Annotated in this window: 23 protein-coding genes; 15 read left to right on the top strand and 8 right to left on the bottom strand. The window is 75.4% G+C overall.

Going from position 1 to position 23202, the window contains the following annotated elements; genetic code table 11:
* Positions 1 to 4 precede the first annotated feature (4 nt).
* The 3 genes from ACI790_RS06320 to ACI790_RS06310 all read right to left on the bottom strand — a co-directional run bounded on the left by ACI790_RS06320 (position 5) and on the right by ACI790_RS06310 (position 3109).
* The gene (locus tag ACI790_RS06320; protein ID WP_456568942.1) at positions 5 to 943 is read right to left on the bottom strand and encodes a vWA domain-containing protein; all 939 of its coding nucleotides are present in this window, start codon (positions 941 to 943) and stop codon (positions 5 to 7) included.
* A gap of 74 nt (positions 944 to 1017) precedes the next feature.
* Positions 1018 to 1908, bottom strand: coding sequence for an AAA family ATPase (locus ACI790_RS06315; protein ID WP_456568941.1), 891 nt, complete (start codon positions 1906 to 1908; stop codon positions 1018 to 1020).
* Between the two features lie 73 nt (positions 1909 to 1981).
* Positions 1982 to 3109, bottom strand: a complete 1128-nt coding sequence (locus ACI790_RS06310; protein ID WP_456568940.1) for an NDMA-dependent alcohol dehydrogenase — start codon at positions 3107 to 3109, stop codon at positions 1982 to 1984.
* A 147-nt stretch (positions 3110 to 3256) separates the two neighbouring features.
* Between ACI790_RS06310 and ACI790_RS06305 the strand changes: the two genes are divergently transcribed.
* Complete coding sequence (locus ACI790_RS06305) at positions 3257 to 4699, top strand: bifunctional 3-(3-hydroxy-phenyl)propionate/3-hydroxycinnamic acid hydroxylase (protein ID WP_456568939.1); 1443 nt, start codon at positions 3257 to 3259, stop codon at positions 4697 to 4699.
* Positions 4700 to 4739: 40 nt separating this feature from the next.
* Here the strand turns inward: ACI790_RS06305 and mftD are convergent, their stop codons facing one another.
* The gene (gene mftD, locus ACI790_RS06300) at positions 4740 to 5975 is read right to left on the bottom strand and encodes a pre-mycofactocin synthase MftD (RefSeq protein WP_456568938.1); all 1236 of its coding nucleotides are present in this window, start codon (positions 5973 to 5975) and stop codon (positions 4740 to 4742) included.
* Between the two features lie 112 nt (positions 5976 to 6087).
* A complete protein-coding gene (locus ACI790_RS06295) occupies positions 6088 to 6684 on the bottom strand; it encodes an acyl-CoA-like ligand-binding transcription factor (RefSeq protein ID WP_456568937.1) in 597 nt (198 codons plus the stop codon).
* Between the two features lie 127 nt (positions 6685 to 6811).
* On the opposite strand from ACI790_RS06295, the gene mftA reads away from it, so the two are divergent.
* From mftA to mftC, 3 genes are read left to right on the top strand one after another with little or no spacing between them, the layout of a single operon-like run.
* Positions 6812 to 6943, top strand: a complete 132-nt coding sequence (gene mftA, locus ACI790_RS06290) for a mycofactocin precursor MftA (protein ID WP_456568936.1) — start codon at positions 6812 to 6814, stop codon at positions 6941 to 6943.
* Entirely contained in the window at positions 6928 to 7254 is a 327-nt protein-coding gene (gene mftB, locus ACI790_RS06285) for a mycofactocin biosynthesis chaperone MftB (RefSeq protein WP_456568935.1), read from the top strand. The genes mftA and mftB overlap by 16 nt, the downstream gene beginning before the upstream one ends.
* Complete coding sequence (gene mftC / locus ACI790_RS06280; protein WP_456568934.1) at positions 7251 to 8486, top strand: mycofactocin radical SAM maturase; 1236 nt, start codon at positions 7251 to 7253, stop codon at positions 8484 to 8486. The genes mftB and mftC overlap by 4 nt, the downstream gene beginning before the upstream one ends.
* 45 nt (positions 8487 to 8531) lie before the next feature.
* On the opposite strand, the gene ACI790_RS06275 is transcribed toward mftC, so the two are convergent.
* Together ACI790_RS06275 and ACI790_RS06270 are read right to left on the bottom strand one after the other, a co-directional pair.
* Positions 8532 to 9011 (bottom strand): pyridoxamine 5'-phosphate oxidase family protein, encoded by a 480-nt coding sequence (locus ACI790_RS06275; protein ID WP_456568933.1) that lies wholly within the window; start codon positions 9009 to 9011, stop codon positions 8532 to 8534.
* A gap of 37 nt (positions 9012 to 9048) precedes the next feature.
* Positions 9049 to 9438 (bottom strand): YchJ family protein, encoded by a 390-nt coding sequence (locus tag ACI790_RS06270; RefSeq protein ID WP_456568932.1) that lies wholly within the window; start codon positions 9436 to 9438, stop codon positions 9049 to 9051.
* A 45-nt stretch (positions 9439 to 9483) separates the two neighbouring features.
* Here ACI790_RS06270 and mftE point away from each other — a divergent pair, with 45 nt between their 5' ends.
* Positions 9484 to 10179: a mycofactocin biosynthesis peptidyl-dipeptidase MftE gene (gene mftE / locus ACI790_RS06265; RefSeq protein ID WP_456568931.1), complete on the top strand. Its 696-nt coding sequence runs from the start codon at positions 9484 to 9486 to the stop codon at positions 10177 to 10179.
* A gap of 42 nt (positions 10180 to 10221) precedes the next feature.
* Here mftE and ACI790_RS06260 read toward each other — a convergent pair whose 3' ends face one another.
* Positions 10222 to 11220 carry an iron-siderophore ABC transporter substrate-binding protein gene (locus tag ACI790_RS06260; protein WP_456568930.1) on the bottom strand — a complete coding sequence of 333 codons (999 nt, stop codon included), beginning with the start codon at positions 11218 to 11220 and terminating at the stop codon, positions 10222 to 10224.
* Positions 11221 to 11387: 167 nt separating this feature from the next.
* On the opposite strand from ACI790_RS06260, the gene ACI790_RS06255 reads away from it, so the two are divergent.
* The 10 genes from ACI790_RS06255 to ACI790_RS06210 all read left to right on the top strand — a co-directional run.
* Entirely contained in the window at positions 11388 to 11942 is a 555-nt protein-coding gene (locus tag ACI790_RS06255) for a cysteine hydrolase family protein (RefSeq protein ID WP_456568929.1), read from the top strand.
* Positions 11939 to 13339 carry a mycofactocin biosynthesis glycosyltransferase MftF gene (gene mftF / locus ACI790_RS06250; RefSeq protein ID WP_456568928.1) on the top strand — a complete coding sequence of 467 codons (1401 nt, stop codon included), beginning with the start codon at positions 11939 to 11941 and terminating at the stop codon, positions 13337 to 13339. Before ACI790_RS06255 ends, mftF begins: the two co-directional genes overlap by 4 nt.
* A gap of 115 nt (positions 13340 to 13454) precedes the next feature.
* The gene (locus ACI790_RS06245) at positions 13455 to 14756 is read left to right on the top strand and encodes a multidrug effflux MFS transporter (protein WP_456568927.1); all 1302 of its coding nucleotides are present in this window, start codon (positions 13455 to 13457) and stop codon (positions 14754 to 14756) included.
* Positions 14757 to 14845: 89 nt separating this feature from the next.
* Positions 14846 to 16162 (top strand): GAF domain-containing protein, encoded by a 1317-nt coding sequence (locus ACI790_RS06240; RefSeq protein ID WP_456568926.1) that lies wholly within the window; start codon positions 14846 to 14848, stop codon positions 16160 to 16162.
* 48 nt (positions 16163 to 16210) lie between these two features.
* Positions 16211 to 17476 (top strand): MFS transporter, encoded by a 1266-nt coding sequence (locus ACI790_RS06235; protein WP_456568925.1) that lies wholly within the window; start codon positions 16211 to 16213, stop codon positions 17474 to 17476.
* A 213-nt stretch (positions 17477 to 17689) separates the two neighbouring features.
* A complete protein-coding gene (locus tag ACI790_RS06230) occupies positions 17690 to 18238 on the top strand; it encodes a (2Fe-2S)-binding protein (RefSeq protein ID WP_456568924.1) in 549 nt (182 codons plus the stop codon).
* Entirely contained in the window at positions 18235 to 20709 is a 2475-nt protein-coding gene (locus tag ACI790_RS06225; RefSeq protein ID WP_456568923.1) for a xanthine dehydrogenase family protein molybdopterin-binding subunit, read from the top strand. The genes ACI790_RS06230 and ACI790_RS06225 overlap by 4 nt, the downstream gene beginning before the upstream one ends.
* A gap of 28 nt (positions 20710 to 20737) precedes the next feature.
* Positions 20738 to 21595: an FAD binding domain-containing protein gene (locus ACI790_RS06220; RefSeq protein ID WP_456568922.1), complete on the top strand. Its 858-nt coding sequence runs from the start codon at positions 20738 to 20740 to the stop codon at positions 21593 to 21595.
* A gap of 79 nt (positions 21596 to 21674) precedes the next feature.
* Entirely contained in the window at positions 21675 to 22781 is a 1107-nt protein-coding gene (locus ACI790_RS06215; protein WP_456568921.1) for an SRPBCC domain-containing protein, read from the top strand.
* Positions 22782 to 23006: 225 nt separating this feature from the next.
* The coding region (locus ACI790_RS06210; RefSeq protein ID WP_456568920.1) for a hypothetical protein at positions 23007 to 23202 on the top strand (196 nt) is incomplete at its 3' end.

Genomic DNA, 23202 nt, shown 5'->3' with positions numbered 1-23202 from the left:
CCCGTCAGGCCAGCAGCTCGCGCACGGCCGCCGGTGCCCGGGAGGGGCGGTCCAGCCGGGCGACCCCGCCACCGCCGGCCGCGGCCAGGGCGGCGCAGGACGCGCTCGCCTCCTCCTCGGCGGAGAGCGCCATGACCTGCAGCCGGGCGGGGATGCGGGCCAACGCCCGCGCGGCATCGACCGGGTCGGGGCTCTCGGTGGCGAGGCCGTCGGAGAGCAGGAGCACCTGCCGGTCGGCGGCGCGGGAGCGGACCAGCTGGCCGGCCGCGGTCCGCAGCGCCAGCTCCAGGTCGGTCGTGCCCCCGCCGCGCAGGTCGCAGAGCCGGTCCACGACGAGGTCCACCCGGGGGTCGGCGGACATCGGGCGCAGGACGACGGCGCGCGACCAGAACGCGACGACGGCCAGCTCGTCCCCCGGCCGCATCCGCTGCACCAGCGCCGAGGCGGTCAGGACCGCGGTGGCCAGCTCGTCGCCGGCGACCGAGCCGGAGGCGTCGACCAGCAGGACGACGGCCCGCCCGGTGGACCGCCAGCCGCGGGTGCGCAGGTGCTCGGCGCGCCAGTGCGGCTCGGCGCCCCGCGCGGCCAGCGAGGCGTCCAGGTCGACGTCGGACCCGGTGGAGTCCCGGCGGGTCACCAGCCGGCTGGTGCCCGGCCGGTCGGCGACGCCGCTCCTCGGGCGCCCGACGGGCAGCCGCGCCGCCAGGGCGCGCGCCGCCGACCGCAGGGCCGGGTCGAAGGCGCGGGCGGCCGCTGCCAGGACCCGGGCCGCGGCGTCCGGATCACGGGCGGCGAGCTCGGCGACGGCCGCGGCGTCCAGCTCCCCGGCCTGCGGGGAGACCGCATCGAAGTCCGGGTTGCTGCGGGAGAGCTGGTCGCGGCTGGCGCGCCGGGCGGCCTGGGCGCGCAGGAGCTCCTCGACCTCGGCGGGGTCGCTGACCACCTTCGGCGGCGACCCGCCCGGTCGCTCGACCCCGGGCTCCGGCGGCCCGGGCTCGGCATCGGGAGCCTCGGGCGTCAGCCTTTTCCCAGCTCGTCCCCCGCCCGCCGCCAGATGTCGGTCACGACCCCCTCGACCGCGCGGGAGACCCCGTCGCCGAGGGTGACCTTGCCGGTCATCGCGGCGAGAGCGGCGTCCAGGCCGGTGTCCTCCTCGACGGAGCCCGCGCCCCGGACCGCCGCCAGCTCGAGGGCGATCAGCACGGTGTCGATCGCCCCGCGCACGGAGGCGCCGATGCGCAGCTCCGGGTGGTCGCGGGTGATCCGGACCGCGCGCACAGCCCTTGCGACGAGCTCGGGCGGCCCGTCGGTGACCGAGGTGACGACGGCGAGCTCGGCCGCCTCGTCCTGGTATCCCATGGACACCCGGCAGGACCGGTCGTACAGCGCCGGGGTGACGCGGGCGGTGCCGACGGCGTCGAACGGGTTCATCGCCGCGACCAGCCGGAAGGTGGGACGTGCCGCGACCCGGCCGAAGCGCGGTACGTGCATCTCGCGCTCGGAGAGCACCCCGAGCAGGACGTTCATGGTCTCCTCGGGCACGCGGTTGAACTCTTCGACGTAGAGCAGCGCACCCTCGGTCATGGCCCGGGTGAGCGGGCCGGGCACGAAGTTCTCCGGGCGGTAGTCCTCGGTGAGCACCCGCGACGCGTCGTGGTGGCCGACCAGCCGGGTGGGGGTCAGCTCGGCGTTCCCCTCGACCAGCACCAGCGGGACACCGGCGCCGTCGGCCAGCGAGCGCAGCAGCGTCGTCTTCCCCGTCCCCGGCGGCCCCTCCAGGACGACGTTCCGCCCGGCGGACAAGGCGGCCGCGACCACCTCGGCCTCGCGGATGCGGGCCACGACCCGGTCGCGCGCCACGCCGACCATGCCCCCGACGTTCAGCCGCGCCGCCGTCGTCGTGCCCATCCGATCTCCTCCTCCTGCAGACAGCGACCGGGGTGCCGCTCCTCGCGGAGCGACACCCCGGTCGGGTGCTCGATCAGTCGTAGACGATCACTCCGCGGAGGTTCTTGCCGGCGTGCAGGTCCTCGTAGCCCTGGTTGATGTCGTCGAGCTTGTAGCGCTTGGTGATCAGCTCGTCGAGCTTGAGGTTCCCCTCCTGGTAGAGGCGGAGCATCTTCAGCATGTCGGCGCTGGGGTTCTGGTCCCCGAACAGGGCGCCGCGGATCTCCTTGGTAAACAGCGCCAGCATGCTCGGGTTGATCGGGATCCCGACGTCGGTGAGGTCGCCGAGGCCGGTGATGACGACCCGACCGCCCTTGCCGAGCGCCTCGACCCCCTGGGCGACGTGCTCGCCCTTGAGCACGCCGACGGTGATCAGCACCTTGTCCGCGCCCTGCCCGTTCGTGACGCTGCGGCCGAACTCGGCGGCTTCCTCGATGCTCGCGAAGGCGTGGGTGGCGCCCAGCTCCATCGCCTTCTCGCGCTTGAAGGGGACGGGGTCGACGGCGACGACGTGGCTGGCGCCGGCGTGCGCCGCACCCTGGACCGCGTTGATGCCGATGCCGCCGACGCCCATGACGATCACCGTGTCGCCGGCCTTGACCTCGCCGGCCTGCACGGCCGTGCCCCAGCCGGTGCCGACGCCGCAGCCGACGAGGCAGGCGACGTCGAGGGGGATGTCGTCGGGGATCTTGACCGTGGAGCGGACGTCGACGGTGGTCACCTCGGCGAACGTGCCCAGCCCGCACATCTGGCCGACCGGGGTGCCGTCGGAGGTCTGGAAGCGGAAGCTCTCGGCGTCGTCCCAGCGGGAGCCGATCAGGAGATTGGCGCCCGAGTCGCAGATGTACTGCTGGCCGTTGGCGCAGTACCGGCAGCGGCCGCAACCGGGGAGGAAGGAGAAGACCACGTGGTCGCCCTCCTTGAAGTCCTTGGTGCCGGGGCCGACGGCGGTGACCACGCCCGCGCCCTCGTGGCCGCCGAGGAACGGGTAGTGGCCGACGGGCATGTCGCCGGTGGCGATGTGGTCGTCGGAGTGGCACATCCCGGATGCGGCCAGCTTGACCTGCAGCTCACCCGTCCGGGGGTCGTCGGCGACCAGATCGGTGACTTCCCACTGGCCAGGGGCGGAGCGCAGGATCGCGCCGCGGGTGTTCACGGGCACAGAAACCTCCTCGTCGAGGGCTGTTCACGCATGCGCGAACGCGCACGTCCGGCGCCTACGCTATGCCCTGCGTCACATCGGGCACAGAGGATGCAACGTTGTCCCGTCGTGGTGCAACGGGCAGCGGGAGTCGGGGATGATGGCGAGGTGTCGGGCGCCCCGGTGGTCGTGGTCGGCGCCGGCCCGGTGGGGCTGACCGCGGCCCTGCTGCTGGCCCGCCGGGGGCTCGCCGTCGTCGTCCTGGAGCGGCACGCGGCGCCCTACCCGCTGCCGCGTGCGGTGCACCTCGACGACGAGGTCTTCCGGGTGCTGCAGGCCGCCGGGGTGGCCGACGACGTCGCCGCGCTCTGCCGGCCGATGGCCGGGCTGCGGCTGCTGGACGGCGGGCACCGGGTGCTCGCGGAGTTCCGCCGCGCCCCGGACGCCGGGATGCACGGCTGGCCGCAGGGGTCGTTCGTCCACCAGCCCGACCTCGAGGCGGTGCTGGACGGGGCGGCGGCGTCGACGCCCGGGATCGAGGTGCGCCGCGGCGCCGAGGTGATCGGGCTGCAGCAGTACGGCACGGGGGTCACCGTGCGGGTGGCCGACCGGGCGACCGGAGCGGAACGGTCCGTCCGCGCGGCGGCCGTGCTGGGGTGCGACGGCGCCAACAGCACCGTGCGGGAGCTGATCGGCGCCCGGATGGAGGACCTCGGCCCGGCCGACCGCTGGCTCGTGGTGGATGCGCGGTCGGCCGAGCCGCTGCCGGTCTGGCCGGGGGTGCACCAGGTGTGCGACCCGCGCCGGGCGGCGACGTTCATGCCGGTCACCGGCGACCGCTACCGCTGGGAGTTCCGGCTGGCGCGGGGGGAGACCGCCGAGGCGCTGGCCGACCCGGCCCGGCTGGCGTCGCTGCTGGCGCCCGTCGCCGGCGCGGCCGACGTCGAGGTGCTGCGCGCGGTCGCGTACACGTTCCGGGCGCAGGTCGCCGATCGCTGGCGCGACGGGCGGATCCTGCTCGCCGGCGACGCCGCGCACCTCACGCCGCCGTTCGTCGGTCAGGGGCTGGGGCTCGGGCTGCGCGACGTCCACCAGCTGGCCTGGAAGCTGGCCGCCGTGCTGCGCGGAGAAGCGTCCGACACGCTGCTGGCCACCTACCAGGCCGAGCGCGAGCAGCACGCCCGCGCGCTGATCCGGGTCGCGCTGCTGCTGGGCGCGCTGATGACCGGTGGCGGCCGCGGCGGCGCCGTCGCCCGTCGGGCCGTGCTGGCCGCCGTCCGGCGGATCCCGGCGGTGGCCCGGCTGGCGACCGACAGCCGGACGCCGCCGCTGCCCCGCGGCCCGCTGGTGGCGCGCCGGGGCCGAGCCGGCCGCCGGCTGGCCGGGACGCTGCTCCCCCAGCCGGAGGTCGTGGTCGACGGCCGTCCCCGCCGGCTGGACGACGTCCTCGGGGACGGCTACGTCGAGATCACCGCGGACCTGCGGGTCCGGCGGCCCGACGGGACGGCGTTCCGGATCGAGGACCCGACCGGCGTCCTCCGGCGCTGGCTGGACGGCGTCTCGCTGGTCCGCGTCCGCCCCGACCGCATCGTCCGGTCCGTCCGGGTGTGAGCGGCCGGCCCGGCCGCTGAACCCCGGCGGGGCCGGCCGGTCAGGCCTCGCGGTGGCGGGTGCGGGCCGGCGAGGTGCCCAGCGTGGCGTTGGCCACGGCGACGTCACCGAGCTGGCGCTCGAAGCCGGGCGGGACGACCAGGTCGTCCCGGGACAGGTCCGAGACGTTCGGCCGGCCGAGCCCGACCATCGCCGAGCCGAGCCCGTCACGCAGCAGGTCCAGGACGTTCTCCACGCCGGCCTGCCCGTTCGCGCCGAGGCCCCACAGGTAGGCGCGGCCGATCATGACGGCCTTCGCGCCGAGGGCGAGGGCCTTGGCGACGTCGCCGCCGCGCCGGATGCCGCCGTCGAGCAGCACCTCGATCTGGTCGCCCACCGCCTCGGCCACCGCCGGCAGCGCGCGGATCGAGGCCGGGGTGCCGTCGAGGTTGTTGCCGCCGTGGTTGGACACCGAGATGGCGGTGACGCCGGCGTCGACGGCGCGCTTGGCGTCGTCGACCCGCATGACGCCCTTGAGCATGAACGGACCGTCCCACTGCGCGCGCAGCCAGGCGACGTCCTCCCAGGTGGGCATGGGGGAGGCGTTCCACATGCCGTAGGCGCCGAAGAAGGTGGGGGCGTCGTCGCCGGGGTTCGCCACCATGTTCGGCACCTTGAGGTCCGGGATCTTCCCGGTCCGCGCGAAGTCGAGCAGCCAGCGCGGCTTGACCAGCACCTGCGGCGCGTACTTCCGGGCGGCCTCGAAGTCGATCTTCTCCGGGATGAACGGGCTGCCCCAGTCGCGGCCGTAGGCGAAGGACCAGTCGAGGGTGGCGATCATGCCGACCGCGCCGGCCCGCTTGGCGCGCTCCATGCGGCCGAGCATCTCCTCGCGGGTGCCCACCCAGTACATCTGGAAGAACGTCTGCGGGTTGGCCGCGACGACCTCCTCGATCGGCTTGCTGGCGAACGAGGACAGGCCCATCGCCACCCCGCGGGCGGCGGCGGCGCGGGCGACGGCGACCTCGCCGTCGGGGTGGACGGCCTGCACGCCGGTGGGGCTGATCATGATCGGCATCGACATGGACTGGCCCATGACGGTCACGCCCATGTTCCGCTCGTTGGCCAGCCCCGCGGTGTGCGGCGCGAAGCCGAGCTCGGCGAAGGCGGCGAGGTTGTCCTCCAGCGTCAGCCCCCGCTCCGAGCCGGCGACCAGCGCGCCGTACACGCCCTTGGGCAGCCGCTTCTTCGCGCGCCGCTGCGCCTCGGCGACCGATTCGAACCATGCGTTGGCCATCGTGACCTCCTAGTCGGCGCCCGGTCGACCGGGCTGGCGGGCCGGCCCGACGGCCGGTGGCACTGAGTGCCAGGCTACTGCCGGAGGTGAGACCGTGGCCACACCGGGCGCCTCAGGAGCGGAGGCTCGGGAAGCCGGCCGCCATCTCGTCGAGGGCCAGGCGCAGGTGCGCGGCGAGGCTGGAGTCCTCGTCGGCCAGCCACGCCTCGAACGCGGTGGTGGCCGCCGCCCGGGTGCTCGCGGCGACCAGCCGGGGGAGCAGCCCGGCCGGCGAGGTCCCGGTCCGGGCCGCCACGTGCCCGGCGACCACGCGGTCGACCTCGGCGAACCGCAGCTGGCTGTGCGCCAGGAGCGCCGGCTCGGTGAGGATCAGCCGCATGCGCTCGCGCAGCAGCGGCAGCTCGGCGTCCGGGTAGTCGTTGACCTCGACGTAGGCGGCGCAGACCGAGGTGAGCACCGGCTGGGCGGGGTCGGCGGCGGCCAGCAGGCCCGCGAGCCGGGCGACGTGCCCGGGGAAGTCGCCCCACACGGCGTCGGCCTTGGTCGGGAAGTACCGGAAGAAGGTCCGGCGGCTGATGCCGGCGGAGTCGGCGACCTCGTCGCTGGTGACGTCCTCGAAACCGCGGACGGTGAACAGGTCCAGGGCCGCGCGCTCGACGCGGGCGCGCCCCGCCGGCAGCGCGGCCGGCGCCGTCCTCGCATCCGCCACGTCCGCGATTCTGCCCGGGGGGCGGGCAGGGACCGGCGGGCGGACACGCGGAGTCCCGCTGTTGCTCCTGGCACCGGGTGTCACTAACGTCCGCCACGACCATGTGACCGCGTTCACGGAGGCCCCCATGCCCGAGTCCACCCAGACCGACCTGGCCCACGTCGAGGCCGCCCCCGAGGCGCCTGCCACCGAGGAGGCCCTCGTCGAGGAGTCGCTCGTCGAGGAGGTCTCCATCGACGGCATGTGCGGGGTGTACTGATCGACGCCCCGGCCGGCCCGGCGACCCGGGGGAGCTGCGCGTTCGACGCGGAGCTGCCCTGGCGCCGGGCCCGATCCGTCGCGCTGCGGCCCGAGCCGTTCGGCGCGCTCGTCTACCACTTCGGCAACCGGAAGCTGTCCTTCCTGAAGTCGAAGACCCTGGTCGCCGTCGTCGAGGCGCTCGCGGAGCATCCGAGCGCGACCGCCACGCTGACCGCCTGCGGCGTGAGCGAGGCGCAGCGCCCCGCCTACGAGAAGGCCCTGGCCGACCTCGCCCGCTCGCAGATGATCGAACCCCGGGAGACCCCGTGACCGCCGTCCTGCCGTCCCGTCCCGCCGTACCGGAGCGCCCGGTCGGCGGCCGCCTGATCGACCAGTTCGAGTACGGCCTGGACGCCCCCATCTGCCTCACCTGGGAGCTCACCTACGCCTGCAACCTGGCGTGCGCGCACTGCCTGTCCTCGTCGGGACGGCGCGACCCGCGCGAGCTCTCCACCGCCGAGGCCGAGGCGGTCATCGACGAGCTGCAGCGGATGCAGGTCTTCTACGTCAACGTCGGCGGCGGCGAGCCCACGGTGCGGCCGGACTTCTGGCACCTGCTCGACTACGCCATCGGCCACGACGTCGGCGTCAAGTTCTCCACCAACGGCATCAAGCTGGACAAGACGCGGGCCGCGCAGCTGGCGCGCACCGACTACGTCGACGTGCAGATCTCCCTGGACGGCGCCACCGCCGAGGTCAACGACCGCGTCCGCGGCACCGGCTCGTACGCCACCGCCATCCGGGCGCTGGAGAACCTGGCCGAGGCCGGGATGAAGGACTTCAAGGTCTCCGTCGTCGTCACCCGGGAGAACGCCGGGCAGCTCGACGCGTTCAAGGCGCTCACCGACTCCTTCGGCGCCCAGCTGCGGATCACCCGGCTGCGCCCCTCGGGCCGCGGGGCCGACGTCTGGGACCAGCTGCACCCCACCCAGGCCCAGCAGCGCGACCTCTACCAGTGGCTGCTGGCCAACGGCGACGACGTGCTCACCGGCGACTCGTTCTTCCACCTGTCCGCGTTCGGCGAGGCGCTGCCGGGGCTGAACCTGTGCGGTGCGGGGCGGGTGGTCTGCCTGATCGACCCGGTCGGCGACGTCTACGCCTGCCCGTTCGCCATCCACGAGAACTTCCTCGCCGGCAACGTCCGCGACGAAGGTGGCTTCCAGCGGGTGTGGCAGTCCTCGGAGCTGTTCGCCGACCTGCGCAGCCCGCAGACCGGCGGCGCGTGCACCAAGTGCGCGCACTTCGACGCCTGCCGGGGCGGCTGCATGGCGGCGAAGTTCTTCACCGGCCTGCCGCTGGACGGCCCCGATCCCGAGTGCGTGCAGGGCTACGGGGAGACGGCGCTGGCCGCCCGCGACGTCGAGCTGGTGGCCCCCCGGAGCTCCGTGGACCACTCGCACACGGGCCCGGTCCGCGGCCAGCCCACGCTGCTCGGGATGCCCGCGCTGCCCCCCGCCAAGATCTGCGACGAGTCCCCCCTGGCGGGCCTGGACCTGCGCTGATCCCCTCGCGCCGGCCCTCCGGGGCCGGCGCGGGGCGGCCTCCGACTAGAGGTCGACCTTCTTGTTGTCGCCGGAGTCGATGCGCTCACCGGTGGCCTTGGCCTTCACGAAGCTGAACGCCGTGGCCAGGCGACCGCCGGGGCTGTCCCAGTACTCCGCCGAGTCGCCCTCGACCTTGATCAGCACGACGTCGGGGTCCTCGGGGCCGTTCGGGAACCACGCCTCGACGGCGCCGTTCCACAGCTCCTTCTTCTTGGCGGTGTCCTCCACCACGCGGGCGTGCCCGGTCAGCGACACCCAGGTGCCGCCGGAGCCGACGCCGACGTTGACCTGCGGGGACGCCGCGACGTGCGCCACCGGGTGCGAGCCGCGCTCGGCGAAGAACCACAGGTCCCCGTCGAACTCGACCTCCTGCAGCGTCATCGGCCGGCTGGTCAGCTTGCCGTCCAGTGCGATGGTGGTGAGGAAGCCGAAGCGCTCCCCCTTGATCAGCTCGGCGACCTTGCGGGTGTCCTCTGCGCTCATGCCCGGCTCGTGCCCACCGGGGGGCGGCCCGACACCCTCACCCCGCGTCGAGGTAGCGCCAGGCGCCGTCCTCCCGCGCGAACCGGCTGACCTCGTGCTGGTCGCCGGACTCCCCGCCGGACCGCCAGTGCGCCCGGAACTTCACCGTGCCCTCCGCGGCGAGCAGCCCCCCGCCGGTGGTGGCGAGGACGTCGAGGCCGGTCCAGCGCACCCCCGGGTCCAGCTCCACCGACGGCGGGCGGGTGGTGGAGTGCCAGCTGGCCAGCAGGTAGGCCGCGTCGCCGACGGCGAAGGCGCTGTAGCGCGAGCGCATCAGCTGCTCGGCGGTCGCCGCCGGGGCGGATCCGTCGTGCCGCGGCCCGCAGCACTCGGCGTAGGGCAGGCCGGTTCCGCACGGGCACCGGCGGGGCGTGGGTCGGGTGCTCATGCCCGGCGAGTCTGCCAACCGTCCCGTCCTGGCTACGCTGCGGCGATGCCCTCCCTGGCCGGCGCCGTGTGGCCGGAGCTGCCCGAGCGGCCGCTGCTGGTGGTCCCGCTGGGCGCGGTCGAGCAGCACGGCCCGCACCTGCCGCTGGCCACGGACACCGTCCTCGCCACGGCGGCCGCCGAGGCGGCCGCCGACCTGCTGGACGGTGCGCTGCTGGCCCCCGCGCTGGCGTACGGGGCCAGCGGCGAGCACGAGGACTTCCCCGGCACGATCTCGCTCGGCACCGAGGCGCTGACCGGCCTGCTCGTGGAGTACGGGCGCTCGGCCTGCCGCTGGGCGGGGCGGGTGCTCCTCGTGAACGGCCACGGCGGCAACCTCGACGCGCTGCGGTCGGCGGTGCCGCGGGTGCGGTCGGAGGGGCGGGACGTGGCCTGGTTCCCGTGCGCCTTCGCCGGCGCCGACGCGCACGCCGGCCGGACCGAGACGTCGCTGATGTTGCACGTGGAACCGGACGGGGTGCGGCGGGACCGGGCCGCGGCGGGCGAGACTGCGCCGATCGGGGAGCTGCTCCCACGGCTGCGGGCCGAGGGCGTCCGGGCGGTCAGCCCGAACGGGGTCCTGGGGGATCCGGCCGGTGCCGGCGCGACGGAGGGTGCCCGGCTGCTCGAGGGGCTGGTCGACCGGCTGGCCGCCGCTGCGCGGTCCTGGCGGATCGACGACGCGGGGCGGCTCCAGGGGTAGGAGTGCCCCGGAGCCGCCGCGCCGGAGGGCGGAGTGCGCCGGTCAGCCGAGCGCCTCGGCGAACTGCGGCACGGCGTTCTCCAGCGCGTACTGGATGCCCAGCGGCGAGCCGCTGGAGAAGGCGCTGATCAGGTCCGGGTCCTCGAGGACGACGGCGCGGCCGTCCTGCACCGAGTCCAGCGTCTGCCACAGCGGGCTGGAGGTGAACTCCGACGCCTCGACGAAGATCGGGAAGGCGACCGTGAGCTCGGCGTCGAGCAGCGAGAGCTGCTCCTCGCTGACCGGGACGAAGAAGTTCTCCGTCGCCAGCTCCTCGATCGCGGCCTTGTTCTCGAAGCCGAGCTGCTCCATGAAGTCGACGCGGGCGTCGCCGCGCACGTAGGCGCCGAAGCCCTCGGAGGTGAAGGCGCCGACGGCGACCTCGGTGCCCTCGAACTCGGGGTGCTCGGCGGCGGCGTCGGCGAAGGCCTGGTCGACCTCGGCCTGCAGCTCCTCGGCCTCCTCGCTCCTGCCGAGGGCCTGGCCGATCATCTCCAGCTGCCGCTCCCAGCCGGTCTGGTACGGGCCGACGCCCTCGGGCTGGCCGATGGTCGGGGCGATGGCGCTCAGCGCCTCGTACCGGTCCTCGGTGGCGGCGGACTTGGTGTCGAGGATCAGGTCGGGCTCCAGTGCGGCGATCGCCTCGTAGCTCGGCTCGATCGTCTCGATGATCTCGGGCGCCTCGTCGTAGCGCCCCTCGGCCCACGGGCCGACGCCCTCGCCGCCGAAACCGAGCCAGTCGCTGGCGCCGATCGGCTGCACGCCGAGCGCGAGCGCCGTCTCGGCGTCGCCCCAGCCGAGCGCGACGACGCGGGTCGGCTCCTCCTCGACGGTGACGTCGCCGAAGGCGGTCTCCACGGTGGCCGGGAACGCCGACGACGACGGGGTGCCGGTCGTCTCGCCACCGGAGGGGGCGGCTTCGTCGCCGGAGCCGCAGCCGGTGACGACGAGGGCGGCGGCCGCGAGCGTGGCGGCGCCGCGGAGGGCGGGACGGACGAGCATGCGAACTCCTCGAGGACCAGGTAAGGGTGACCTAACCACATGGGTCCGGGGTCTGGCTCGGGCGGGCGCCCCGCCGTCCGTCCGCGCGGTCCGGCCGCCGCGGTTAGGGTCCATGGGCGGAACCGGGCCGGGTCCGGACTTCGATCGCGAGCACGGGGGCGGACGGGATGAGCGGGGCAACCGCGGGCCAGGAGGGCTGGCTGGTCGTCGTCGACCTGCAGCACGTCTTCGGCGACGAGTCGTCGCCCTGGACGGCGCCGCGGTTCGAGGAGATCCGGCCGCGGGTCCGCCGGCTGGTCGAGGCCTTCGGCGACCGGGTGGTGTGGACCCGCTTCCTCGCGCCGGCCGAGCCGGCCGGCGGGTGGAAGGAGTACTACGCGCAGTACGACTTCGCGCTGCAGCCACCGGATGCGCCCTGCTACCAGATGGTCGAGGACCCGGGCGGCGCCCCGGTGGTGGATGCCACCACCTTCGGCAAGTGGGGCCCGGAGCTGGCCGCGGTCGTCGGGGAGGGCCCGCTCACCGTCGCCGGCGTGGCCACCGACTGCTGCGTCATCTCCACCGTGCTGCCGGCCGCCGACGCCGGGGTGCACGTGCGCGTGGTCACCGACGCCTGCGCCGGAGCCGGCGACGACGAGCACCAGCGCGCCCTGCAGGTGATGGCCGGCTACGCGCCGCTGGTGTCGCTGGCCACCACCGACGAGGTCCTGGCGCGGGCGTGATCCCGCCCGGCGACCGGTTGCCCGACGGGTTCGCCGTCCGGCTCGACCCCCGTGTCCGCCGTCGGGACGGCGGAGCCACCCTGCTCGGCGGCTCGCCGCTGCGGCTGCTGCGCCTGGCCCCGCGCGCGGCCGCGCTGCTGCCCGGCGACCGGCTCGAGGTGCGGGACGCGACGAGCGCCGCGCTGGCCGCCCGGCTGCTCGACGCCGGCCTGGCGCACCCGGACCTGACGCCGGACCCCGACGGGGCGGGCGTCACCGTCGTCGTCCCCGTCCGGGACCGGCCGGCGGCGCTGGCCCGGCTGCTCGCGGCGCTGCGCGCCGACCCCGGCACCGCCGGTCTGCCGGTGGTCGTGGTGGACGACGGGTCGAGGGTGCCGGTGGCCGCCGACGGGGTCCGCGTGCTGCGCGCCGAGGTCTCCCGGGGGCCCGCCGCCGCCCGGAACGCCGGCCTGGCCGCGGCCGGCACCGACCTGGTCGCGTTCCTCGACTCCGACTGCGTCCCCCGGCCCGGCTGGCTGGCCCGGCTGCGCCCGCACCTGGCCGATCCGCGGCTGGCCGTCGTCGCCCCGCGGATCGGGCCGCTGCCCGGCGGTCCCCGGGGTCCGGTGAGCGCCTACGAGGACGTCGCCGGCGCCCTGGACATGGGGCCGCGGCCGGCGGCGGTCCGGCCGCTGTCCGGGGTGTCCTACGTGCCGAGCGCCGCGCTGCTGGTCCGCCGGGCGGCCCTGGGCGCCGGGTTCGACGAGGGCCTGCGGGTCGCCGAGGACGTCGACCTCGTCTGGCGGCTGACCGCAGCCGGCTGGCGGGTGCGCTACGAGCCGGCCGCGGAGGTCGCGCACCAGCACCCCGCGCGCCTGGCCGACTGGCTGCGCCGCCGGGCCTTCTACGGCACCGGGGCGGCGCTGCTCGCCGCCCGGCACGGAGGCGCGGTGTCGCCGCTGGTGATCGCTCCGGAGACGGCGCTGACCTGGGCGCTGCTGCTCGGCGGCGGCCGGTGGGGGAGGCCGGCCGGTCTCGCCCTGCTCGGGGCCACCGGCGTCCGGCTGGCCCGCCGCCTGGCCCTGCCGGGGGAGCCGGTGCCCGTCGGCCTCGCCGCGGGCCTGGCGGTGCGGGGGCTGGCCGCATCGGGGCAGTCGCTGGCCCGGGCCGCCACCCGGCACCACTGGCCGGTGGCCGCGGTCGCCGCCGTCGCGTCGCGGCGGGCGCGGCGGTGGCTGCTGGCCGCCGCCGCCGCGGATGCGCTGGTCGCCTGGTGGCCGCACCGGGACCGGATCGGACCGGTCCGTCACGGGCTGGCCCGGCGGCTGGACGACCTCGGCTACGGAGCCGGGCTGTGGGCCGGGGCGCTGCGCGCCCGGGATCCGTGCGCCCTGCTGCCGGTGCGCCCGCCCCGCTGACCCGTCGGGGGAATTCGCCGGACGGCGGAATGCCCGCCGGGCCGCGCGCCTTGTCGTCGCCGTACTGCGGTCCGACCAGCGTGGGTCCCGCGCCACATCGATCGACGGGGACACCGTGACCGCCACCCAGGACCAGACCGCCACCCAGGACCGGACCGCCGGCCAGGAGCCGATGACCGCGCCGGCGGCCGCCGGGGCACCCGCGCGGCCGGGCGCCGCGCGCACCGCCCTGACGCTGGGCGCGTTCGTCGCGCTCGGACCGCTGACGATCGACATGTACCTGCCGGCGCTGCCCAGCATCACCAGCGACCTGCTCACCACCTCGGCGACGGTCCAGCTGACCCTCACCGGCACGCTGATCGGGCTGGCTCTCGGCCAGCTGGTGCTCGGGCCGCTGTCGGACGCGTACGGCCGGCGCGGGCCGCTGCTCGCCGGCACCGCGCTGCACGTGATCGCCTCGCTGCTCGTGCTCGTCGCGCCGACCATCGCCGTCCTCGGCGGGCTGCGGGTGCTGCAGGGCGTCGGCGCCGCCTCCGGTGCGGTCATCGCCCTCGCCGTGGTGCGCGACCTGTACGAGGGGCGGGCCGCGGCGACGATGCTCTCCCGGCTGTTCCTCGTGCTCGGCGCGGCGCCGGTCCTGGCGCCCACCATCGGCGGGGAGATCCTCCGGTTCACCACCTGGCGCGGGGTGTTCGCGGTGCTGGCCGGCTACGGCCTGCTGCTCCTGGTCGTCGGCTGGGCGACGCTGCGCGAGACCCTGCCCCCGGAGCGGCGGCGCAGCGCCGGGGTCGGCGGCACACTGCGGATCTACCGCGGCCTGCTGCGCGACCGCACCTACGTCGGGCTGGTCCTCGTCGCCGGGCTCACCATGGCCGGGTTGTTCAGCTACGTGTCGGGCTCCTCGTTCGTCTACCAGCGTGACTTCGGGCTGGACGAGCAGCAGTTCGGGCTGCTGTTCGGCGCCGGCGCCTTCTGGCTGATCGCCGCCACCCAGCTCAACCCGCTGCTGCTGCGCCGCTGGTCGCCCCAGCAGCTGCTCGTCGCCGGGACGGTGGCCGGCGCGCTCGCCGGTACCGCGCTGGTCGTGCTGGCCGGCACCGGGACCGGAGGCCTGGTCGGCGTCACCGGGTCGCTGTGGGCGGTGCTGTTCGCCTGCGGGCTCGCGCTGCCCAACGCCCCGGCGCTGGCGCTGTCCCGGCACGGCGAGGCCGCCGGGAGCGCGGCGGCCCTGCTCGGCGCGATCCAGTTCGGCGTCGGCGCGGCGGTCTCCCCGGTCGTCGGCCTGCTCGGCAACGACGCGGTCGCGATCGGGATCGTCGTCGTCACCGCGCTGGCCCTGGCGCTCGTCGTCCTGGCCGCCGTCGTCCGGCCGTGGCAGCTGCCCGCCGTCCAGGAGGAGCCCGTCCCGGCGGGGTGACACCGCAGCCCGGGAAGCGGATCACTGGTGGAACGGGCGCGGACAGGTCACGATGGCCGTGCCATGAGCCACCTCCCGCGGGCCACCCGGTGACCACCGCCGTCAACCCGTGGCTGGCGCTGCCGGACGGGGCGCCCTCCGCCGCCCGCACCCGGCGGCTGCGGGCCGCGCACGAGCTTCTGGTGAGCGGCAGCGAGCTGCCCCCCGACGACGTCGTCCGCTCCGTCGTCCGCGACTCCTGGCGCCGCTCCCTCGGCAGCGGGGTGGACCCCGGCGGCGGGCTGCCGCCGGTGGAGCTGCTCGACGCGGAGCTGCTCGCCTACCGGGCGGCCCACCCCCTCGCCCCGGTGCTGCCGGTGATCCGCCGGCTGCTGGTCCAGGACGCCGAGGCGGACAAGATGATCGTGGCGGTCACCGACGCCGCGGGGCGCATGCTCTGGGTGGAGGGCGACCGGCAGCTGCGGGCGCAGGCGGAGGGCGTGAACTTCGTCGAGGGCGCCCGCTGGTCGGAGGACGTGGCCGGCACCAACGCCCCCGGGACGGCGCTGGCGGTCGACTCCGCGGTGCAGATCTACGGCAGCGAGCACTTCCGGCTTCCGGTGCAGGCCTGGAGCTGCGCGGCCGCGCCGGTGCACGACCCGGTGACCGGCGCGGTGCTGGGGGCCATCGACGTCACCGGCGGCGACACCGTGGCCAGCCCGCACGTGCTCACCCTGGTCCGCGCGACCGTCGCCGCCGTCGAGTCGGAGCTGCGCTGGCTGCACCGCGAGCGGCTGACCGCCGGTCCGGCAGCGGCTCCGCCGGCGCCGGCCGAGGCACGCCTGGAGGTCCTCGGCCGGGAGCGTGCCCGGCTCACGCTGCCCGCCGGACCCCTGGAGCTGTCGGTCCGGCACTCCGAGCTGCTGTTCCTGCTGGCCGAGGCGGCGGCCTCCGGCCAGGGCCGCAACGCCGCCCAGCTCGCCGCGGAGTGCCACGCCGGCGACGCCGCCACCGTCACCGTGCGGGCCGAGCTGTCCCGGCTGCGCCGGCTGGTCGGCGCCGACCTCCTCGCCTCCCGCCCGTACCGCCTGGTCGGCCGGCTGCGCACCGACGCCGAGCAGGTCCGCCGGCTCCTCGCCCGCGGCGACGTCGCGGCCGCGCTCGAGCGCTACGCGGGCCCGGTGCTCCCCGGCTCGCACGCGCCGGGCGTCCGCTCGGCCCGCGACCGCCTCGCCGCGCAGCTCCGGCGGGCCGTGCTGACCGGCCACCGCCCCGAGCTGCTGCTCCGGTTCGGCCAGCTCCCCGAGGGCCGGGACGACCCCGGTGTGTGGCACGCGCTGCTGGGGATCCTGCCGGCCGGCTCGCCGCGGCGGACGGCGGTCGCCGCCCACCTGCACCGGCTGCGCCTGGCCGGCCGCGCACGCTGACCCGCCCGGGACGGGAATGCTGAGGGCGGCTCACGACTTCGCTGCTGAGTGACCGCCGCACCCCTCGCCGACCGACCACCCGCGAGCCCGCTCCGGGTCGTCGTGGCCATCGTGGCGCTGGCGCTCGGCGGGTTCGCGATCGGCACCACCGAGTTCGTGACCATGGGCCTGCTGCCCGACATCGCCGAGGGCATGGGGGTCGACATCCCCTCGGCCGGCCACGTCATCTCGGCCTACGCCCTCGGCGTCGTGGTCGGCGCCCCGGTGATCGCGGCGATGAGCGCCCGCCTGCCCCGGCGCGCCCTGCTGGTCGGTCTGATGGGCGCCTTGCTGGTCGGCAACGTGCTCACCGCCCTGGCGCCGGGCTACCCGACGCTGCTGGGCGCCCGGTTCCTCGCCGGCCTGCCGCACGGCGCCTACTTCGGCGTGGCCTCGCTGGTCGCCGCGTCGCTGGTCGCGCCTCGGCTCCGGGGCCGCGCGGTCAGCTCTGTGATGCTCGGGCTGGCCGTCGCGCTGGTCGCCGGCGTCCCGGCCGCGACCTGGCTGGGTCAGGCGGCCGGCTGGCGCTCGGCGTACTGGCTGGTCGTCGTCCTGGCCGTGGCCACCGTGGCGGCCGTGCTCGTCGTCGTCCCGCCGTCACCGGGCCGGGCCGACGCCACGGTCCGCGGGGAGCTGAGCGCGCTGCGCCGGCCGCAGGTGCTGCTCACCCTGGCGGTCGGCGTCGTCGGCTTCGGCGGCATGTTCGCGCTCTACAGCTACATCGCCCCCGTCGTCACCGACGTCGCGGAGCTCTCCCGGGGCACCCTGCCGGTGGTCCTGTTCGTCTACGGGATCGGCGGGATCATCGGGACGGCGCTGGCCGGGCGGCTGGGCGACTGGTCCCTGTTCCGCTCGCTGGTCGGCGCGCTGGTGGCGCTCATGGTGCTGCTCGCCGCGGTCGCCGTGGTGGCGTCCTGGGTGCCCGGCCTGGTGGCCGGGGTCTTCCTGGTCTCGGTCAGCGGCTCGACCCTGGCGATCCTGCTGCAGCTGCGGTTGATGGAGACGGCGGGGGAGGCCCAGATGCTCGGGGCCGCGCTCAACCACTCGGCCCTCAACCTGGCCAACGCCCTCGGCGCCTGGGTCGGCGGGCTGGTCATCGCCGCGGGCCTCGGCTACCGGGCGCCCAGCGCCGTCGGCGCCGCGCTGGCGGCCGCCGGGCTGGTCCCGCTCGCGGTCTCCGCCGTCCTGCTGCGCCGGGAGCGGGCCGCCGCCGGGCCCGCCCCGGCGGCCCCGGTCGCCGCGCCCGCGACGGAGGAGCCGGCCGCCGTCCGCTGACCACCGGCGAGATGTGCACGAACCGCCGCCGCGGAGGGGTGGTGCAACGCCGCTGCAACGTCGCCGGCGGCCGGTGCACCGCGCTGATCACGCCGTCCTTCGACCTCCCGTGCAGATAAGCGTGGCCTAAGTCACTCCTTTCGGGTCAGACTCCGCGGCAGGTCCACGGTCGACCGTGGGCGCATCGACCCCCTGCAACGAGGCGGAGGACGGATGACCCGGATCAGCGTGCGGGTGGACGGGGCGTCGTACGACGACGACGTCGAGCCCCGGACCCTTCTCGTGCACTACCTGCGCGAGCAGCTCGGCAAGGTCGGCACCGTGGTCGGCTGCGACACCAGCAACTGCGGCGCCTGCACCGTGCACCTCGACGGCGAGGCGGTGAAGAGCTGCACCGTGCTGGCCGTCCAGGCCGACGGTGCCGAGGTGACGACCATCGAGGGCGTCGCCGGCGCCGGCAGCGGCAACGGCACGTTGCACCCCATGCAGAAGGCGTTCCACGAGATGCACGGGCTCCAGTGCGGCTACTGCACCCCCGGCATGATCATGGCGTCCCTCGACCTGGTGAAGGAGAACCCCGACCCCAGCGAGGACGAGGTGCGGGAGGGCATCGAGGGCAACCTCTGCCGCTGCACCGGCTACCAGAACATCGTCCGCGCCGTGCAGCAGGCGGCCGCCGAGATGCGCGGGGGCGGCAACGGCTCCGTCGCGCCGGCCGAGGTCGACACCGCCGCCGCGCCGCACGTGGTGGGGCAGGCATGACCGCCGTCGAGGAGCGCACCGGCACCCCGGCGCCCGAGAAGGAGATCGGCAAGGCGCGCCGCCGCAAGGAGGACGCCCGGCTGATCACCGGCAAGACCACCTGGACCGACAACATGGTGCTGCCCGGGATGCTGCACCTGGCGGTCGTCCGCTCACCCGTGGCCCACGCGCGGATCACGAACGTCGACGTCAGCGCCGTGCGGGAGGCCCCCGGCGTCATCGCCGTCTTCACCGGCCGGGACCTCGCCGAGGAGCAGGGCTCGCTGCCCTGCGCCTGGCCGGTCACGCCGGAGATGGTCAACCCCGGGCACCCGTCGATCGCCGTCGACCAGGTCAACCACGTCGGCGAGGCGGTCGCGGTGATCGTGGCCCGCAGCAAGACCGCGGCCCAGGACGCCGTCGAGCTCGCCGACATCGACTACGAGCCGCTGCCCGTGGTGCTGGACATGGAGGCCGCGGTCGCCGACGGCGCCGACCTCGTCCACGACCACACCGAGTCCAACACCAGCTACCACTTCGTCTTCGACGCCGGCGAGATGGGCACCGGCTCGGACACCGACCAGGCGTTCGCCGAGGCCGACGTCGTCGTCAGCCGGCGGCTGATCCAGCAGCGGCTGATCCCGGCCTTCATGGAGCCGCGCTCGGTCGTCGTCCAGCCGCAGGGCGACAACTACACGATGTGGTCGGCCACCCAGATCCCGCACATCCTGCGGGTGATGGCGGCGATGGTCACCGGCATCCCCGAGCACAAGCTGCGCGTCGTCGCCCCCGACGTCGGCGGCGGGTTCGGCGGGAAGCTGCAGGTCAACCCGGAGGAGATCCTCTGCCTCCTGATCGCGCGGCGGCTGGGCAAGCCGGTCAAGTGGACCGAGACCCGCAGCGAGTCGCTGATGACCGCCCACCACGGGCGGGACCAGATCCAGTACGTGGACATCGCGGCCGACCGCGAGGGGAACCTCAAGGGCCTGCGCGTGCGGCTGCTGGCCGACATGGGCGCCTACCTGCGGCTGATCACGCCAGGCGTCCCCGCGCTGGGCGCGTTCATGTACCCGGGCATCTACAAGTTCCCGGCCTACCGCTTCGAGTGCGACGGGGTGTTCACCAACAAGGTGCCCACCGACGCCTACCGCGGCGCCGGGCGCCCGGAGGCCACCTTCGCCATCGAGCGGATCATGGACGAGCTCGCCGTCGAGCTGGGCATGGACCCGCTGGAGCTGCGGCGCAAGAACTGGATCAACGCCGACGAGTTCCCGTTCACCACGGTGGCCGGGCTCGCCTACGACAGCGGTGACTACGAGGCCGCGACGCAGCAGGCGCTGGAGCTGCTCGGCTACGACGAGCTGCGCGCCGAGCAGCAGCGGCGGCGGGAGTCCGGCGACCGGGTCCAGCTGGGCATCGGCATCTCCACCTTCACCGAGATGTGCGGGCTGGCCCCCTCCCGGGTGCTGGGCTCGCTCTCCTTCGGCGCCGGCGGGTGGGAGCACGCGTCCATCCGCATGCTGCCCACCGGCAAGGTCGAGGTGGTCACCGGCTCGACGCCGCACGGCCAGGGCCACGAGACGGCGTGGAGCCAGCTGGTCGCGGACTCCCTCGGGGTGCCGTTCGAGGACGTCGAGGTGCTGCACGGCGACACCGCGATCTCCTCCCGCGGCCTGGACACCTACGGCTCGCGGTCCCTGGTGGTCGGCGGGTCCGCCGTGGTCAAGGCGGCGGACAAGGTGATCGCCAAGGCGCGGAAGATCGCCGCGCACCTGCTCGAGGCCAGCGAGGACGACCTCGACTTCGAGGCCGGGAAGTTCTCCGTGCGCGGGACGCCGGGCACCGGCCTGGGCATCCAGGAGATCGCGCTGGCGATCTTCGCCGCGCACAACTACCCCGAGGGCGTCGAGCCCTCGATCGACGCCGAGGCGACCTTCGACCCGGAGAACTTCTCCTTCCCGCACGGGACGCACCTGTGCGCGATGGAGGTCGACACCGAGACCGGGTTCGTGAAGATCCGCAAGTACGCCTGCGTCGACGACGTCGGCACGATCGTGAACCCGCTGATCGTCGAGGGGCAGGTGCACGGCGGCCTGGCCCAGGGCATCGCGCAGGCGCTGTACGAGGAGGCCGTCTACGACGCCGACGGCAACCTCACCACCGGCACCTTCGTCGACTACCTGGTGCCGGCTGCCTCCGACCTGCCGCACTTCGACACCGGCAACACCGTGCACAGCGCGCCCGGCAACCCGATCGGCGCCAAGGGCGTGGGCGAGGCGGGCTGCATCGCCAGCACGCCGGCGGTGGTCAACGCCGCGCTCGACGCCGTCCGGCACCTGGGGGTCACCGACATCCGCATGCCGCTGACCCCCGAACGCGTCTGGCGGGCCATCCACGACGGCGGCGACGGCGGCGAGCGCGCCACGGCCCGCACCAACGCCCAGGCCGTCGACTCCTCCGACGCCCCGTCCACCACCGGAGGTGCCCTGTGATCCGCGAGAGCGACGAAGGAGTCGAGCCATGATCCCCGCCCCGTTCGCCTACGCCCGCCCCACCTCCGTCGACGAGGCGCTGCAGGCCATCGCCGAGGGCGGCGAGGACGTGAAGGTCCTCGCCGGTGGGCAGTCGCTCATCCCGGTGATGCGGCTGCGCCTGGCCGCGCCGGAGACCGTCGTCGACCTGGCCCGGGTCGCCGAGCTGCGGGGCGTGCGGGAGGAGGACGACGCGATCGTCGTCGGCGCGATGACGACGCACTCCGACGTCCTCGCCGATCCGCTGATCCGGCAGTACGCGCCGCTGGTCGCCGAGGCGACGGCGACCGTGGCCGACCGGCAGGTGCGCCACCGCGGCACGTTCGGTGGCGCGCTGGTGCACGCTGACCCGGCCGGCGACCTGCCGGCGGTGGCGCTGGCCCTCGACGCCGAGTTCGTCATCGTCGGCCCGGGCGGGCGGCGCACCGTGCCTGCCACGGAGTTCTTCGTCGACTACCTGACCACCGCGGTGGAGGAGGGGGAGCTGCTCGTCGAGGTGCGGCTGCCCAAGCTCGCCGGGTCGTGGGGGATGCACTACGAGAAGTTCAACCGGGTGGCCCAGGCGTGGTCGATCGTGGCGGTGGCGGCCGCGGTGCGCCGGGAGGACGGCCGGATCGTCGAGGCGCGGATCGGGCTGACCAACATGGGGCCGACCCCGCTCCGGGCCCGGCAGGTCGAGGAGGCGCTGGCCGGCGCGGAGGCGACCCCCGACGCGGTGGCGGCCGCTGCCCAGCACGCCGCTGCCGGGACCGATCCGAGCAGCGACCTCAACGCGCAGGCCGATTACCGGCAGCATCTGGCCACGGTGCTGACGCGCCGGGCGGTGAGCGCCGCCGCCGGGCTGTAGCGTCGAGCTCCCGCCGGTCAGAACAACCGTCCGTCGCGGCGTCCCGCCGCCCGGTCGCTCCCTTCCAGGAGGTCCTGCAGTGCAGCTGGAGAACTCGTTCACCGTCCCGGTGCCCGTCGACGAGGCCTGGCGGGTGCTGCTCGACATCGAGCGGATCGCGCCCTGCATGCCGGGCGCGGCGCTGGACTCCGTCGACGGCGACGACTTCACCGGCCGGGTGAAGGTCAAGCTCGGCCCGATCAACCTGACCTACCAGGGCAAGGCCTCCTTCATCGAGAAGGACGAGGCGGCGCACCGGGCGGTCATCGACGCCCGCGGCAAGGACCAGCGGGGCAACGGGACCGCGGCCGCCGTGGTCACCGCGAAGCTGGCCGCCGAGGGGTCGATCACGCGGGTCGACGTCCTCACCGACCTCAACATCACCGGCCGGCCGGCCCAGTTCGGCCGCGGGGTGATGACCGACGTCGGCAACAAGCTGCTCGGGCAGTTCGCGGACAAGCTGGCCGCCCAGCTCGGCGAGGGCGATGCGCAGGGCGACGCCGAGCGGGCGAGCGCCGCGGCGGACGAGGGTGCGGCACCGAAGGCGGCGGCGGCGAAGGCGGCGGCGACCACCACCGGCGCCGTCGAGGAGGTCGCCGCGTCGGCGGAGCAGGCCGCCGGCGAGGGTACGGCGGCGAAGAAGGCCGCGGCCGCGACGAAGAAGGCCGCCGCCTCGGCCACCGACAAGGTCTCGGCCTCGACGGAGGACGCCGCGGCGGAGCAGGCGGCCCCGGCGAAGAAGGCGGCGGCGAAGCCGGCTGCGTCCGAGGCCGCGTCCGGCCCCGCCACCGCTCCGCCGGCCGCGGCCGGGAAGGAGACGGCGACCACCGAGACGCCGGCGAAGGAGACCGCGGCGAACGTGACCGCGGCCAAGGCGGAGCACGCCGACACCGCGCCCGCCGGGAAGGCGCCGAGCGCGCCGCCGAAGGGCACCACCGCCCCGCCGAACCGGCCCGCCACCGGTGCTCCGTTGCGGAGCGTCCCCCGCACCGGGCCGTCGGCCCGGCCGGCGCAGGCCGAGCCCGAGCCGATCGACCTGCTCGAGGTGGCCGGCGGCGCCGCGATGGCGCGCTACGCGGGCCCGGCCGCGGGGGTCGCCGCCGTCGTCCTGATCGTCATGCTGCTCGTCCGGCGCCGCCGCCGCTGAGTCCGCCACGAAGCCCGCCGGTCCGGTGGGTGCCCGTGACCACCACCCTCGAGTCCGCCCTCCAGGCAGGCACCCGGTGGCGGTCGGATCTGCCGGCAGTGGCGTCCCGCGGGTCACCGGTAGCGGTGGCACCGGAGCTCCTGATCGGGGCCTGACCTCGGGAAACTGTCGGACCCCACCGGTAGGTTCGCTCATGTGTTCGAAGGTGGTGGGTTCGGGGTCGGCTTGACGGTCGATGTCCTGGACGTGCCGCCGTGGCCGGCCGAGCTGACCCCGCCGGGGGTCTCGGTGCGGCCGACCCGGCTGGGTGAGGCGATGCCGGTCGCGGCCCGCACCGATGCCGAGATCGCGCTGGAGCTGCGGCGGATCCAGCAGGCGGAGTCGGCGCTGGCCGCCTACCGGGCCGAGCTGATCTGCGAGC

This window comes from Blastococcus sp. SYSU DS0539, assembly GCF_054050855.1.
Note: the sequence above shows the minus strand (reverse complement) of the source record. Positions and strands in the feature narration are given on the sequence as shown.